The organism is Rhodoglobus sp. (assembly GCF_053580035.1).
In genome coordinates this window covers 1,674,840-1,690,693 of record NZ_JBMDVL010000001.1, presented here as the reverse complement: position 1 = coordinate 1,690,693, position 15,854 = coordinate 1,674,840, and the positions used below count along the sequence as shown (strand labels likewise).

Sequence of the window (15,854 nt, the reverse complement as noted above, 5' to 3'; positions counted from 1 at the left end):
CAGACTGCACCACACACTGCAACACCAACGGAAATGAAAGGAATGACCCTGATGAGAATCTCACGTGGCGGCGCTTTTGTCGCCGCTGTCATCGCAGGCGCTCTCGTGCTTACCGGTTGTACTCCGGCAGACACAGCGGGCCCCGACACAGTAAAAGACACCTTGGTCGTCGGCAAGTCTTTTGACCTTGCCACTGCTGACCCCGCTCGCAGCTTCGAAACCACCGGCGGAATTTTCGGCCGCGCGGTTTACGACACCCTGCTGACTTTTGGTAAAGGCGATGCAACGACGCCCATCCCGATGATCGCGGAAAGCTACGAAGTAAACGACGGTGCCACCGAGTACACCTTCATGCTTCGCGACGACGTCGTTTTCTCCGACGGAACGCCGCTCACCTCGGCTGACGTGGTCTTCTCCTTCGACCGCGTTAAGAACATTCAGGGTAACGGCTCGTTCCTGATGGAGGGCCTGTCAGTGACGGCTCCCGATGAGACCACCGTGGTCATCACGTCCGAGAAGCCAAACACGGCCATCCCGGCAATCATCACCGCCCAGACGCTAGGTATCGTGAACTCTGAGGTCGTCAAGGCCAACGGTGGTACGGATGCCGCTGATGCAAGCACAACCGACACTGCAGAGGAATTCCTCAACACGACGTCAGCCGGTAGCGGTCCGTACATCATCGAGACGTTCAACACGGAGACAGAGACTGTCATCGTCGCAAACCCCAACTACTGGGGAGAGCCTGCAGCGTACGAAAAGATCGTCCTCAAGAACGCCACAGCTGAGAACCAGTTGATGGATGTTCAGAGCGGAACGATCGACATCGCTCTCGACCTCGGAGCAGACCAGCTTCCCGCAATCGAGTCCAACCCTGATCTCATGATCGAAAGTGGGATCTCCCCCACGATCTTCTTCTTGTTCTCTAACGCAAACCCGGAGATATCAAAGGTCACCTCGACTCAGGCTTTCCGTGACGCAGTCAAGTACGGTCTCGACTACGACGGTCTGCTCGAGATTGCAGGCGAAGGTTCCGAGCAGGTTGCCGGAGTCGTCCCCAGCGTCTTCTTCGGTGCACTCAAGCCAGCAGATGTCACCGTGCGCGACATTGACAAGGCAAAGGCTGCTGTCAAGGAACTCGGTGACATCGACCCGATTTCGCTTGAGTACCCGAGCGACTTCTCCGTTGCAGGAATCAGCTTCGGTGCTGTTGCCGAACGGATCCAGGCAAACCTGAAGGAAGTAGGACTCGAGATCACGCTCGCTCCCGCGCCTATCTCTACGGCACTCGACTCGTACCGTGCAGGCACCGAAGAAATGGGTCTGTGGCTCTGGAACCCGGATTACCCGGACCCGGCCGACTACCTCGTCTTTGCACCTGACAACATCGTTGGTCTCCGCGCCGGTTGGACCGGCGGCTCGCACCCTGAGCTCGTCGAGCTTTCTGAGCAGGCAGCTGTTGCAACTGAAGAAGCAGAGCGTGGAGACATTTTCCGCGAATACCAGCTGGCTATGAATGAGGTGGGGGTCTTCGCACCGCTGTTCCAGCCCGCAGCTTCTGTAGTCGCAGGCAAGGACATTGAGGGAGCAGTATTCTCGGCAGTGTTCGGAATTGACCTGACCTACATCGGCAAGTAATCGGGATCGTGCTGGTTGACGGTTCTTCACGAACCGTCAACCAGCATTCCATTAACCGCACGACGCATTCTGCGACGCGAGAGGGAGGCCCTCATGTTGTTTCGCTTCATCCTTAGCCGACTGGGTTCGGCCGCAATTCTCTCCGTCGGAATCATTTTCGTTTCCTTTATTCTTACCGCGCTTCTCCCCGGCGACGCCGCGACCTCGAGACTCGGCGAGCGCGCAGCCGCCGACCCTGAGATTGTTGCTGCAGTGCGCAGCCGCTACGGGCTCGACCAGCCGCTGTACATGCAGTTCTTCATCTACCTAGGCAATCTCTTTCGCGGCGATTTGGGTACGTCGATTCGCACGCAGAACCCGGTTCTGTCTGATCTAGCCCAGTTCGGCCCCGCATCCGCTGAGCTAGCGATTGCAGCTACCCTCATCGCAGTAGTGCTGGGCGTGGGCTTCGGAATCATCGCCTCGCTCCGCGCGAACGGCATAGTCGACCAAGTGCTTCGCGTCGTCAGCCTCGGCGGCGTCTCGATACCCATCTTCTGGCTCGCGCTCATCGCGGTCTACTTGTTCTCGACCGTCAACCGCATCTTCCCTTCTTCTGGTCGACTAAATCCGGGCGAGACTCCACCACCTCAGGTCACGGGCATGTATACCTTTGACGCCCTCGCGGCCGGCAACTGGCCACTATTCGTGAGCGCCTTCACTCACCTGATTCTGCCGGCCCTTGTACTTTCGGCCCCGATGATCGGGCTGCTGCTGCGCTTCACTCGATCGTCGATGCTCGAAGTTCTCGGCAACGAATATGTTCGTGCCGCCGAGGCTAAGGGCCTGCCCCGGCACACTGTCGTGCTTCGTCACGTGTTGCGCGGCGCCCTCGTGCCTGTAATCACCGTGCTGGGAACTGCATTCGCATCTCTCCTCGCCGGAACCGTGCTTGTCGAGCAGATTTTTGGCTGGCCGGGGATCGGCGCCTACGCCTTTAGAAGTGCCAGCAACCTCGATCTTCCCGCAATCGTCGGCGTCACTCTTTTCGTCGCCCTCGTGTACATCACCGTCAACCTGATCGTCGACTTCTTATATGGCGTCATCGACCCGAGGATCCGCAGAGCATGACAACGTCAACTACAGACCCCGCCCTCGCGCCCGACGGTATTCCGATCAAGCGCAGTCGCTGGCTACCCGCACGCAAGCGGCTTCCCGCCGCATGGCGCAGACCCCTCGCGGTTGTCGGCATCGTCGTCATTCTCTCGTGGACCGTCATCGCGATATTCGCGCCGTGGGTTGCACCCCACGACCCGCTTGCTCAAGACTTCGACCGCTACCTTCCGCCGTCGGGTGATCACCCGTTTGGCACCGATGTCGTAGGCCGAGACATCCTCTCGCGCGTCATCTACGGAGCTCGCGTCAGCTTGCCACTCGCCGTGCTACTGGTCACCCTCTCGGTGATCGTTGGCGCAACGGTGGGAGCGATCGCTGGCTACGTTGGTGGTGTCGTAGATGCGGCGCTCATGCGCGTCGTTGACCTCTTCTTCGCCTTCCCCGCGATCATTCTCGCGATGGCTGTTGCTGCTTCGCTCGGCCCATCACTCACGAATGCAGTGCTCGCAATCGTTGTCGTCTCGTGGCCGGCCTACGCCCGTGTGACTCGATCACTCGTGCTGAGCCTTCGCGAAACGAATTACTTGGCCGCGAGCCGACTGCTGGGTGATTCGAGCGCCAAAGCACTCGTCAAAGAAGTGATGCCCAACGTTGCGGGCCCCGTGCTCGTGCTTGCATCTCTCGAACTGGGTAACGCAGTCCTCCTCCTTTCGGGGCTTTCATTCTTGGGCCTCGGCGCTGTGCCGCCGTCGCCTGAGTGGGGCTCGATGGTCTCCTCCGGCGCTGCGGTCTTCTACAACTACTGGGTAGCACTGTTCCCCGGGCTTGCGATCTTTACCGTCGTTCTGGGATTCAACTTCCTCGGCGACGCCATGCGAGATGCCCTCGACCCCCGCTCGGCGCGTTCTGTCGCCACGAGTGAACTGTGAGGAATGACCGATGAGCCTTCTAGAAGTCGACAACCTTTCCATCCTGATCCGCGGTGGTCGCAACCTTGTTGACGGCGTGAGCATCACGGTAAATTCCGGTGAAATCGTCGGCATCGCCGGTGAAAGCGGTAGCGGCAAGACCGTGACCGCGATGACCGCGCTCGGCTTTCTTCCCGCTGGCGCGACGAGCGCCGGCGAAGTGCGCGTCAACGGCGTCGATGTGCTTTCCATGACCCCCAAGCAATTGCAGTCCGTGCGCGGTACTGAAATGGCCATGGTGTTCCAAGACCCCATGACCTCGCTGCACCCCATGCTCAATATCGGAACCCAGCTCACCGAGCACTTGCGAGTGCACAAGGGTCTTGGTCGCAAAGCAGCCTGGGCTCGCGCCGCCGAATTGCTCGAGATGGTGCGCATCCCTGACCCTAAGTCAGCGCTGACGGCATTCCCCCACCGGTTCTCAGGTGGAATGAGACAACGCATCGCTATCGCAATGGCGTTAGCGTGCGACCCGAAGCTGCTGATCGCCGACGAAATCACCACGGCGCTCGATGTCACCGTGCAAGCCGGCATCCTCGATCTGCTCGACCGGCTGCGCCGAGAGACAGGCATGGCCGTGGTATTCATTACCCACGACCTCGCCGTGATGAACGTCATCGCCGACCGCCTCTACGTCATGTACGGCGGTCGCGTGGCGGAGAGCGGCGCCATTGGCGAAGTGCTCAATGCCACTAGGCACCCGTACACCCGCGCTCTCATCGAGGCCCTCCCCGAGGGCGCCGCGCTCGGAAAAGCGCTCGTTCCCATTCCCGGAGAGCCATCAACGCCTGATCGTCGACCGGACGGCTGCGCGTTCAACCCGCGGTGTACGTTCGCCGTCGAGTCTTGCCGCACCGATGTGCCGGCACTTCGCGAGCTGGAGAAGGGACACTTCGCGGCGTGCGCAGTAGATCCGTTCGGCTCGCTGCCCGAGGGCGCTATCCCTCTTGATATCTCGCTCGCTCCCCGGAAGGATCAGCATGTCGCTTCTTGAAGTACGAGACGTCATCGTCGATTACAAGACCCCCGGCCGTCGCCCCGTTCGTGCAGTTGCCGGAGCCTCTCTCGAAGTGGGGCCCGGGGAAATTGTGGGACTCGTTGGAGAGTCAGGGTGCGGAAAGTCAACGCTGGGTCGCGGCATCGTTGGTCTGCAAAAACTGACCTCCGGTTCAGTAACGCTCAACGACGTTCCGGTAAGCCCTGTGGGGCGAGGCGCTCGCCCGAAGGCAGATCGCGGACTGCAAATGGTCTTCCAAGATCCCTACTCTTCGCTGAACCCTCGACGCCGCATCTGGCGTCAAATCGCCGATGGACTCACTGAGGTCTCGACCGAGTCATCGGCACGAGCCGCTGCTGTGGAGTTGCTCGAAGCAGTAGGGCTCTCTGCCGCGATCGCCGACCGCTTCCCTCACGAGTTCTCCGGTGGTCAACGCCAACGAATCGCCATTGCTCGAGCACTCGCACCCCAGCCATCGGTGATCGTCGCGGATGAGGCCGTGTCTGCCCTAGACGCCTCAACTCAAGCTCAGATCGCGAACCTCCTCGTGGGGCTCGTCAAAGAACGCGGGATGGGCTTGCTCTTCATCTCACACGACCTTTCGGTGGTACGCCACATCGCCGACAAGGTCGCAGTGATGTATCTCGGCCGGATCGTAGAGACTGCGCCAACTGATGAGCTGTGGGAGTCTCGGCTGCACCCGTATACGGACGCGCTGGTGCGAGCGATTCCCAGCCTCGAAGAGGATGCTACCGCTCCTATCGCACCGAAAGGTGAAGTTCCCGACCCCGCTGCACCGCCGACAGGCTGCCGGTTCCACCCGCGCTGCCCCGTCGCCATGGACCGCTGCTCGACCGAAGATCCGTCGCTCGTCATGATTGACGATTCACGTGCGGCCGCTTGCTGGCATCAGCCTGCCGGCGGCCCAGCTGTGCGGCTGGAGCTTCTCGCGACGAGAGTTGCCGAGCCGATCTAACCCTGTTGGGGCTGTGTCCCTCCTGGCAGGGCCCCAACAGTTCTACTCCGACCCTTCGTCGCCCGCGAAGCGAGGGTCACGCTTTAACGAAGGAAAGGCATAAATGCTTAGCGAGAAGACGCGCGAACTGGCTCAGGGCGGGCATTTTGCTTCCCTCACGACCCTCAAGGCCGATGGCCAACCGTGCGCTCAGGTCATGTGGGTGGATTGCGATGACGACCACATCCTCATCAACACAGAAGTTCATAGAGCGAAGTACAAGAATGTTCAGCGCGACCCCCAGGTCGCAGTGCTCATCATCCACAAAGACAACCCCTACGAGTACGCAGAAGTGCGCGGCACCGTCGTCGAAGAGATCCGCGGAGCCGAAGCTCGTGCTCACATCGATACCTTGGCGTGGCGCTACTTCAACCGTGCCTACATCCCCGAGCAGATTCAGTCTGAGCGGGTCATCCTCAAGATTAAGCCGCTGTAGGCGCTGCGCACTTCTTCACTTAAACACCATCACACACGCTCACAACGCTTCCCGCGGGTGAGCTCGTCAAAGGAGATCACATGGGACACGACGCCGTACAACAACTAGGCGCCGAAGTATGGAAGTGGCGCAACGCGACAGCATTCCACACGGGCGACGACATTCCGCGCGTCGACCGCGGCGCCGACTGGGTGCCGCAGTTCAGCATTGCCGCTATCGACGACATCCGCAGCCGGTACACGGATTTCCACGCGCGCTGGGCATCTCTCGACGTGAGCGCAGAGCCCATTCCTGTTCAGGTCGACTACCGTCTGGTCGGCTCGTCACTGGCTCGTGTGACATGGGATATTGACACCCTGCGCAACTGGGAAAAGGACGCCGTCTTCCTGACGAGCCAGATTCTCGGCCCTTTCTTTGATCGCTTGCTTCAGGTGCCGCCGTTTTCTGCCGAACGCCAGCAGGCATTGCTGACCGTTGCCAAGGCAATCCCCTCGCAGGTCGCCACCGCTCAAGAGAATCTCGCTCGCGCCGGTGTGAGCACCCTCGCCAAGGTTGCCGCAGAAATGCTTGCAGACGCCGGGGCTCAGTTTGCCGACACGGTAGAGAAGCTTGAGGGCTTTGTGGATGCCGCGGTGCTCGAGGAACTCCGCAGCGTAACCCCGGCCGCCGCCGAAGCACTCGGCGCCTTCCGGGAATGGCTTGAGGCCAACGCTGATTCCATGGCACCGGATCAGGCAGTGGGGCGCGACAAGTTCGTTTGGTTCTTGCGCAATGTCGCGCTCGTCGCCGCCGAGCCAGAAGACTTGGTTCGCGCTGCGCGCCAGGACTACCAGCGAGCTGTGGTTTCCGAAACGATCGTCACGAACCGCTACCGCAATCTGGCCGCCGACAAGCTGTCGGAGGACGTAGGCGCACAGGTCGCTCGCGAGGCAGAGCAAGAGCAGCAGGTTCGCGACTTCTACGAGTCCGAGAACCTCCTGAGCCAGCCGGATAGCTTGCGGCACTACCTCGTCGGCGCCCTGCCGGAGTACGTAAAGCCCTTGCGCTGGTTGGGCGTGACCGACGACCTCACGAGCGAGCAGCGGGTCGACATGGACGGCATTTCTTACTCGCCCGACCCGACTCCGGGACTGCCCTACTTCTACGCCGCGAACGCACGCGACCCTCGACTCGGCATTGTGCACGAGGGCGCGCACTACCAGCAGCTCGCGCTAGCATCGCGCCACGAGAACCCACTCCGTCGCCGGTACTACGACTCTGCGGCGAACGAGGGAATCGCGTTCTACAACGAAGAGATGATGATGTTGGCGGGGCTCTTCACCGATTCGCCGCACTCCGAAGAGGTCATTCACAACTTCAACCGTCTGCGCAGCCTGCGGGTCATCGCTGACGTGAGCCTGGCAACGGGTGAGTTTAGCGTTCACGACTCGACACAGTTCTTCGTTGATCTGGTTCCCATGGACCGCGAAACAGCACTCGACGAATCGTCGATGTACATCGCGACACCGGGACTTGCCATGTCGTACCACGTGGGCAAGATGCTCCTCATTCGAATGATGACGGATGCCATCAACCAGCAGAAAGACTCCTTCTCAACCCGCGAGTTTCACGACTACGTGTGGCTCAACGGAAACGTGCCGTTTTCGCTTCAGCGGTGGGAGTTGCTCGGCGACCGTTCGGACGTCGACATCCTTGACGCTTCTGCCTAACGGCGGCCAAGGAACGTGCCGAGGTTGGTACAGTCGGCGGTCTCGCACATGGTGTGTGTCATCGATGAGAAGAAAGTAGGAAATTATGATTAGGGCTCGCATAGAGGTCGTTGCTGCTCTTGTACTTGGCGCCCTCACCGTCGCTACGCTGGTCCAACCGACGTGGATCGAGATGCTCATCGGGCTGGAACCCGACGGCGGTAATGGTGAATCCGAGTGGCTCGTCGTTGCCGTCCTAGCTATCGCGACGGTCGCAGTCGCTGCTCTCGCAAACCGTGATTGGCGCTCGGCGCGTCGTCGCCAGCACGAGGCAAGCACGGCGTCCTAAACGTGCCAATTCAGCTGGCCCACATCCGCTGAATTACCACCCACCACGCACCAATCGGGGCGCGAGCCCAGTGTCGCGCCCCGATTGCCCGTAGATCACATCTCAGTGCTGTGCGCTCAACGCCGACTTCGCCTCTTCTCCGCAGTCCCGAGCTCACGATGTAGTCATCGTCGCGCCGTTACGCTTCCGCCCCGACCGGCGCGTGCTCTCTTCGCGCGCCGTGAAGCGCCAGAAGACCCCCGTAGTTACGCTGTTGCGTAGTTCAATTTGTTCGCTTTGCGAACTAGTGTTCAAATGGCGAATTTTCCGGTACAGTGAAAAATATGAACGAGTGATCGCTCAGTTTGGTGCCGAAATCCACGCCACCGAGAGCGCTGCGGCATCCGTCGGCGCGCCCTGACTGAGCATTGTCGCGCGCTCTCAACGCAGCACCTCGTGACCCAGCACGCACGCAGACCCCCCACAGCATTTCCAATGAAGGAGCAGCTCATGACGCTTGGCATACCCACCGCCAATCGTCGGGTCGCCGTGAGCGCCGCCGCCAGCGAGGCACGCCCACTTTTACCGCAGGCGTTAGCACTCCCCTCGCTGCCACGTCGCTGCCACCAAGCCCCGGTGAGAAGCCTGTCAACGACACTCAGGCTTCACCCTTCCTCCAGCACCCCAACCGCTGTGTCGTCAACCGAAAAGAAACGAGCGTTACGTCCATGATGGAAAAGATCGAATTCGACTACTCCCAACGCCTTTCCAAGCTCTGGACCAAGCTCGACGAGTCCAACATCGATGTCGTCTTCCTGCCTGCATCGCAGTCCGACCTTGAGTACTTCACTGGGCTTGGTCGCCGTCTTCCTTCGTTCGGAAACATTGGCTACACCAACCACTGGATCTCGGGAGCTTTCATCTCCCCCGGCAATGACCCGCTCTTCGTTCTCACTCGCCACTTCCAGGAGTTCGACCTCCCCGACGGCATTGCCGGCGAGGTCATGACCGCCAATGAAGAAGACGACGGAGGCGAGATCTTCCGCAAGGCGTTCGACAGCTACACGCGCAAAGCCAACACGGTAGCGATGGGCGCTCGCCCCGGGCAAGAGAGCTGCGGCCACGAAGAAGGCGCTGTCAACCGCATCGCCCTCAGTGGTCGAAGCTGGGCCGAAACCACCATCGAGCTGCGCAACCACAAGCCCGATGCCGATTTCGTTATCGCCGACACAATCATCAACCAGATCCGTCGCATCAAGGACGAGCAAGAGATCGCCCTCATGCGTCAGTCAGCCAAGATTGTTGATGACGTGTTCGCCGACGTCGAGAAGATGGTCGTCTCAGGCATCACCGAGCTCGAGCTCTCCTCCGAGATTGACCTTCGAATGCGTCAGCACGGCTCGATCGGAGCCTCGTTCGACACCGGCGTGTGGGCCATGGGTCCCGAACTGAGCCGCGATGCCAGCGTGCGCGTCTCCAACGATTCCCTCAAGTCGGGAGCAGGCGTGAGTTTCGACTTCGGTGCGATCACGCAGGGCTACTGCTCTGACTTCGGCCGCACCATCCACATCGGAACTCCCAACGAAGAATACGAGCGCGTGTACGACCTCGTTATTGCCGCGCAGGAAGCCGGCCGCCAAGCTGCGGTTCCCGGCGCAACAGGTGGCGACGTGCACCGCGCGACTCGTGCCGTGATCGAAGAGGGGGGCTACGGGGACTGGTTCCGCCACCGTACAGGGCACTGCATCGGCCTCGACGTGCACGAACTGCCGTACATCTCAGAGGAAGACAACACCCCCCTCGAACCAGGAATGCTCTTCACGATTGAGCCCTCAGTGTTTTGGCCAGGCCGCGTCGGTGTGCGCGTCGAAGACGTGTTCCTCATGACAGAAACCGGCACTACGAGTATCAACACCCACGCCAACGACCTCGTTGCCAACTAGGCACGCCTCCAGTCCAGCACCACAATCTCAACACTCGAGAACGCCTCATACAGGCAAGAGAGGAATCACAATGAAACAACACTTCAGCACAAAGGCGGTGGCGGTCCTCGCCATGGCTGTTCCGCTTGCGATGCTCGCGGGCTGCACTGCAGCCACGCCAGGATCGGGAAACGCGGACGCAACCGCCGGCGGCACGCTGCTCGTTGCAGGGAACGCCGATGTTCTCTACATGGACCCAGCATCGTCGTACAGCGCACAGGACTCGCAACTGCACCGCCTCATCACGCGTTCGCTTTTCGCGGACCTACCCGACGGAGACGCTGGTGCATCAAAGATCGTTCCTGACCTCGCTCTAGAAATTCCGACCATGGAGAATGGCGGAATCTCAGAAGACGGAATGACCTACACGATCAAGATTCAGGAAGGCGTCAACTTCGACGCACCCGACGGGGCTCGCGAGATTGTCGCGGACGACGTAGTCCGCGCCGTCAAGCGCATCTGCAACCCGGTATCGCCGTCCGTCGCGCTGTCGTACTACACCGCAACGATCGAAGGACTCGAAGCGTACTGCTCCGGATTCGCTGATGTTGCTGCTGACGTTGACGCTATCCGTGACTATGTCGAAGGCAACGACATCGCGGGCGTTCAAGCAACGGACGACAACACCGTGACCTTCATGCTGACGCAGCCGGCGACGGACTTCATCAGCATTCTCGCCCTCAGCGTTTTCATGGCACCGCAGCCAGTTGAGTACCTCGACTACCTGCCGGACTCCCCTGAGCTGCGCCAAAACATGATCTCCAGCGGCCCGTACCGGATCACGGAGTACACGCCGAACGAGAAGCTCGTGCTTGAGCGCAACCCAAACTGGGATGCCGAGCTCGACACCGTGCGCGAAGCATACGTCGATGCCGTGGAGATCTCGATGGGTCAGGAAGCTGCCGCCGTTCAGCAGCAGCTTGAAGCTGGCACCGTAGACATGCAGTGGGCTGACACCGTCACGCCGACCGCAGCAGTTCCTGCGTTGCTTGCCGCAAACGACGAGCGTCTTGTCATTGGTGGCAGCGGCGGAATTCGCCCCTACATCGTAATCAACACGCTTAGCCCGAACGCGGATGGCGCATTCGCCAACGTTGACGTTCGTCAGGCACTCAACTTCGCCGTGAACCGTGCTGCAATCCAGCAGACTCTCGGTGGACCGGGTCTTGCTGAGATCGCCACGCAGATCCTACCTCCCGAGGTTTTCGGTGACGCGCAGACGAACGCTTTGGATGTTCCCGAGGAGGGCGACCAGGCCAAGTCCAAGGAAATTCTTGAAGCAGCCGGCTACAGCACCGACGTTCCGGTTCGCGTTCTCTACCGCGAGACGGAACCCTACGCATCCATCGCAGCGATCCTCCAGCAGGATCTTCAGGCCGGTGGTTTCGAAGTTGACCTCCGCGTCACCACGCAGAACGCTTTCTACGGTGAGTTCCTCTTGAACGAAGACGTCACCCGTGCGGGCGAGTGGGACATCGCAATCGCCGCGTGGGGTGCTGACTACCTCGACGGTCGCGCCTACTTGGTCCCGATGCTCGACGGCCGCAACTACGAGGGTGGCTCAGCCAACTTCGGTGGCTGGAACAACGATGAATTCAACGTAGCCATCGACGATGCTCTCGCCGCGACCGATCCTGCTGAAGCCAGCAAGAGCTGGAAAGAAGCAGACGAGATTGCAACGACTGACGCAGCGTGGGTACCTGTTGCCTTCACGCGCACTCCGGTGTTCGCTTCGGAACGGGTTGGTGGTTTCGGCTTCTTGGCCTCGACCAAGAACGGCGACATGGCCAACGTGTGGCTCAAGCAGTAACTAGCTCCACCTCACCACATCAGTAGCAAATAAACACGAACAGTTTGGAGGGCGATGCCGCGTGCTGCTCACAGTAGAGAATCTCGATGTCACTTTTAACACCGGTGATGGTCCACTGCATGCGGTACGCGGCATCTCCTTCGAACTTGATCACGGCCAGACCCTCGGAGTAGTAGGAGAGTCTGGTTCTGGCAAGTCCGTTAGCACCCAAGCGATGGTCGGACTCGCCGCCGGCGCGCACGTTACGGGGCGCGCGTTGCTCAATGGTCGCGATCTTCTCTCGATGAATCCCACGGAGTTGTCCGCAATCCGCGGGCCGCAGATCGGCATGGTTTTCCAGGACCCCCTGTCGTCTTTGCACCCGCAGTTCCGAATTGGGTGGCAGATCGCAGAAGCTATTCAGCGCCACGAACGCAGTAGCGCCAAGAACGTGCGCGCCCGCGTGATCAAGCTGCTCGACGAAGTCGGCATTCCCGAGCCCGACAAGCGCATCGATGACTACCCCCACCAATTTTCAGGCGGTATGCGCCAACGAGTCATGATCGCTCTCGCGCTAGCGCTCAGACCAGCTCTCCTCGTAGCCGATGAGCCAACGACAGCACTCGACGTTACGGTGCAGGCTCAACTACTCGACCTCATGAAAGATCTTCAGCGTGAGCACGGCACTGCCATCCTGATGATCACCCACGACCTTGGGGTCGTCGCCGGGGTCGCAGACAACGTCATCACCATGTATGGCGGACGAATCGTTGAACGTGGAACCCGCACCGAAGTGCTCGGACACCCGCATCATCCGTACAGCAAGGGTCTGCTCGGATCGGTGCCGCGTGGGGGAAGTCAGCGCACGGAGCTGCAATCTATTCCTGGCCAGCCGATGAGCCTTTTGATAGATCAGCCCGGCTGTCCCTTCGCCGAACGCTGCGCTTTCGTTCAGGATGCGTGCTTAGAGAAATTCCCCGAAGCCCGCGTTATCTCCCCCAGTCAAAAATCCAACTGCATCCTCCCGACAGAATTTGCCGGCCCCGTGGTGCTGCCTGCTATGCCCGCCGCCGAGATCGAGTCCGCAAAGTCAGGCGCACTACTGGCCCGGATCTCTGACGTGCGCATCGAATTCGATGGTGCTCGAAAAGGTTTGCTCGGGCTCACTCGCAACAAGATCACCGCGGTAGATGGTGTGAGTCTCGACATCCGCGCCGGTGAAACACTGGGCATCGTTGGCGAATCGGGCAGCGGAAAGTCCACTTTGGCCCGCGCCCTCACAGGGCTGATCCCGCTCTCCAGCGGAACCATCGAGTTTGAGGGCAAAGACATTTCGACCTTTACCGCCGCGCAACGCCACACCCTGCGCCGCGATGTGCAAATGGTGTTCCAAGACCCGTTTGGGTCCCTCAACCAGCAACGTCGAGTCGGCTCGATCATCGCTGACCCGCTCGTCATCCACAAAATCGCGGATGGCAAAGCGCTGCGCGCGCGAGTGCAAGAACTCATGGAAATCGTCGGGCTTAACCCTGAGCACTTCAACCGGTTCCCTGCCGAGTTCTCCGGCGGTCAGCGACAGCGCATCGGAATCGCCCGCGCTCTCGCTTTGAATCCGAAGCTGATCGTGTGCGATGAACCAGTATCCGCTCTCGACGTCTCCATTCAGGCGCAGATTCTTAACCTGCTCAGCTCGCTCCAGCGCGAGCTGGGGCTCACCTATGTCTTCATCGCTCATGACCTCGCGGTCGTCGAACACATCGCCGCCCGTGTCGCAGTGATGTATCACGGCAAGATCGTTGAGACCGGGCCGGTTGAACAGATCTATGGCTCTCCCAGCCACGAATACACCCGCTCGCTCTTGGCAGCGGCACCCCACCTCGACGATGTCGCCGCAGAGGCTGCCGCATTGTCGACAATGCAGATTGACGAGGCCCACTGATGTCTGAGCCAACCGTGGATCCCCCAGGCGAGGAGACTCTCGCCGATCCCGCCGCAGCGAAAGCGGCAAGAAGCGGCAACGAAGTTGCTGCCCGCAGTCCGTTCCAGCTTGTGTGGACGAGGCTGCGCCGCGATCCCACCGCAATGGTGTCTGCCGCGGTCATCGTGCTCGTCATTATTTCCGCAATAGCGGCGCCGCTCATTGCTTCGTGGGTAGGTCACGGTCCTGACGAGCAATTCCGCAAAGAAGGCTTGACGCCGTCCGGGCTGCCCACCGCACCGAACGCAGATTTCTTGCTAGGCGCCGACAACCTCGGCCGTGACCTCTTCGTGCGGCTTATCTATGGCGCGCAACTCAGCCTCATCGTGGCGTTCGTTGCAACCGTAGGTGCGCTCGGCATAGGAACCCTTGTCGGCATGACCGCGGGCTTCATGCGCGGCAAGGTCGACACTGTTCTGACCTGGCTCATGGACACCACGCTCAGCCTGCCTCAGTTGCTCTTCGCGATCTCGCTCGTCTCCCTTGTAGGTCCGTCGTTCGGCACAACGGTGATCGTGATCATCCTCTTCTCGTGGGCCCCCATTGCGCGTGTCGTGCGCGGTCAGACGCTGTCGATTCGTGAGCGCGAATTTGTGGAAGCTGCGCGGTCTCTCGGCGCGTCCAACTGGCGAATCATGCGAGTGGATGTCCTTCCCAACCTTGTCGTGCCGATTCTCGTCTACGGCACTCTCCTTATCCCACAAGCGATCGTTTTTGAGGCGACACTCTCTTTCTTGGGACTTGGAGTACTGCCCCCTACTGCAACGTGGGGAAACATGCTTGCCGCGGCATCAACCGGCAGCATGTACACGATCGCCTGGTGGATGCTCGTGTTCCCGTCAGCCGCTCTACTCTCCGTGACCTTGGCTTTCAACCTGCTTGGCGACTCCGTGCGTGACGCACTTGACCCCCGCCAAACTCTCTTTGCGAAAAAGCGTCGCATAAAGAAGCTGAAGAAGGAGATCGCTAAGTGATCCGGTTCCTCTCTCGCCGAGTTCTCTCGGGAGTCCTCACGCTTTTCGCCATCAGTGGCGTTATGTTCCTATTGTTCTACGTTGCCCCGAATGACCCAGCGGCGACGATTGCCGGGCCTCAAGCAACCAACGAGCAAATCGATCAAGTGCGTGCGCGTTTGGGTCTCGACATGCCTATCTTTGAGCGTTACTGGCTATTCATTTCGGGTCTCTTCCAAGGCGACCTCGGCTACTCGTACTTCAACAAAGAGCCCGTTCTTGACTCACTCGTGCGGCGACTCCCTGCAACCGCGTCTCTCGCACTCGGTGGACTCGTTGTGGCGCTCGGTCTCGGTGTCACCATCGGCATCGGCGCAGCCCGCAAGCCAGGTTCGTGGCGCGACAAACTAGGAACGACTTTCGTTCTCACCGGCCTGAGTGTGCCGACGTTCGTCGCTGGTCTGCTCCTGCTGTACGTCTTCTTCTACTTACTGACGGTGATGGGAATTACGTTTTTCCCCGCCGCGGGCTACGTTCCCTTCACTGAGAATCCGCTCGAGTGGGCAAGGCACCTCATCCTGCCCTGGATCACGGTTGGCTTTGTCGCCGCTGCAACCTACGCGCGACTTGTTCGAAGTCAGCTTGTGAGCGTCATGGGCGAGGACTACATCCGCACGGCACGCAGCAAGGGAATCCGCGAAGGCCGCGTTGTCTACCGCCACGGAATGCGCAACGTGCTCACCCCCGTCGTCACGCAGATCAGCCTCGACTTCGCGGTGCTAATGGGCGGCCTCGTCGTGACCGAGCGTATTTTCGGCATCAACGGCATCGGCCGTCTCGCGATTGACTCCGTCAACCGAGGCGATCAGCCGGTAATCATCGGCGCAATGCTGCTCGCATCACTCTTTGTCGTCATTGCAAGCATCTTGGTTGACCTCGCTTACGCGATGCTCGACTCCCGAGTCCGAGTGAAGTAAGAAAGGGCTG

The 15,854-nt window shown here is 60.2% G+C and carries 13 protein-coding genes; all 13 read left to right on the top strand.

Annotation, left to right across the window (positions count from 1 at the left end):
* The first annotated feature begins 51 nt into the window (after positions 1-51).
* The 13 genes from ACOH1Z_RS08290 to ACOH1Z_RS08230 all read left to right on the top strand — a co-directional run bounded on the left by ACOH1Z_RS08290 (position 52) and on the right by ACOH1Z_RS08230 (position 15,844).
* The gene (locus ACOH1Z_RS08290; RefSeq protein ID WP_449647967.1) at positions 52-1,638 is read left to right on the top strand and encodes an ABC transporter substrate-binding protein; all 1,587 of its coding nucleotides are present in this window, start codon (positions 52-54) and stop codon (positions 1,636-1,638) included.
* A gap of 93 nt (positions 1,639-1,731) precedes the next feature.
* On the top strand, positions 1,732-2,748 hold the full coding sequence (locus ACOH1Z_RS08285; RefSeq protein WP_449647966.1) for an ABC transporter permease: 1,017 nt from the start codon (positions 1,732-1,734) through the stop codon (positions 2,746-2,748).
* Positions 2,745-3,662 carry an ABC transporter permease gene (locus ACOH1Z_RS08280; protein ID WP_449647965.1) on the top strand — a complete coding sequence of 306 codons (918 nt, stop codon included), beginning with the start codon at positions 2,745-2,747 and terminating at the stop codon, positions 3,660-3,662. The genes ACOH1Z_RS08285 and ACOH1Z_RS08280 overlap by 4 nt, the downstream gene beginning before the upstream one ends.
* 10 nt (positions 3,663-3,672) lie before the next feature.
* Complete coding sequence (locus ACOH1Z_RS08275; RefSeq protein WP_449647964.1) at positions 3,673-4,695, top strand: ABC transporter ATP-binding protein; 1,023 nt, start codon at positions 3,673-3,675, stop codon at positions 4,693-4,695.
* Positions 4,682-5,674, top strand: coding sequence for an ABC transporter ATP-binding protein (locus ACOH1Z_RS08270; protein WP_449647963.1), 993 nt, complete (start codon positions 4,682-4,684; stop codon positions 5,672-5,674). Before ACOH1Z_RS08275 ends, ACOH1Z_RS08270 begins: the two co-directional genes overlap by 14 nt.
* A gap of 103 nt (positions 5,675-5,777) precedes the next feature.
* A complete protein-coding gene (locus tag ACOH1Z_RS08265; protein WP_449647962.1) occupies positions 5,778-6,149 on the top strand; it encodes a PPOX class F420-dependent oxidoreductase in 372 nt (123 codons plus the stop codon).
* Between the two features lie 80 nt (positions 6,150-6,229).
* Positions 6,230-7,858: a DUF885 family protein gene (locus ACOH1Z_RS08260; RefSeq protein WP_449647961.1), complete on the top strand. Its 1,629-nt coding sequence runs from the start codon at positions 6,230-6,232 to the stop codon at positions 7,856-7,858.
* Positions 7,859-7,943: 85 nt separating this feature from the next.
* Entirely contained in the window at positions 7,944-8,186 is a 243-nt protein-coding gene (locus ACOH1Z_RS08255) for a hypothetical protein (protein ID WP_449647960.1), read from the top strand.
* Positions 8,187-8,893: 707 nt separating this feature from the next.
* Positions 8,894-10,108: a M24 family metallopeptidase gene (locus ACOH1Z_RS08250; protein ID WP_449647959.1), complete on the top strand. Its 1,215-nt coding sequence runs from the start codon at positions 8,894-8,896 to the stop codon at positions 10,106-10,108.
* 70 nt (positions 10,109-10,178) lie between these two features.
* Positions 10,179-11,957, top strand: coding sequence for an ABC transporter substrate-binding protein (locus tag ACOH1Z_RS08245; protein ID WP_449647958.1), 1,779 nt, complete (start codon positions 10,179-10,181; stop codon positions 11,955-11,957).
* Positions 11,958-12,018: 61 nt separating this feature from the next.
* A complete protein-coding gene (locus ACOH1Z_RS08240; RefSeq protein WP_449647957.1) occupies positions 12,019-13,875 on the top strand; it encodes a dipeptide ABC transporter ATP-binding protein in 1,857 nt (618 codons plus the stop codon).
* A complete protein-coding gene (locus ACOH1Z_RS08235; RefSeq protein ID WP_449647956.1) occupies positions 13,875-14,888 on the top strand; it encodes an ABC transporter permease in 1,014 nt (337 codons plus the stop codon). The genes ACOH1Z_RS08240 and ACOH1Z_RS08235 overlap by 1 nt, the downstream gene beginning before the upstream one ends.
* Entirely contained in the window at positions 14,885-15,844 is a 960-nt protein-coding gene (locus ACOH1Z_RS08230) for an ABC transporter permease (protein ID WP_449647955.1), read from the top strand. The genes ACOH1Z_RS08235 and ACOH1Z_RS08230 overlap by 4 nt, the downstream gene beginning before the upstream one ends.
* Positions 15,845-15,854 lie beyond the last annotated feature (10 nt).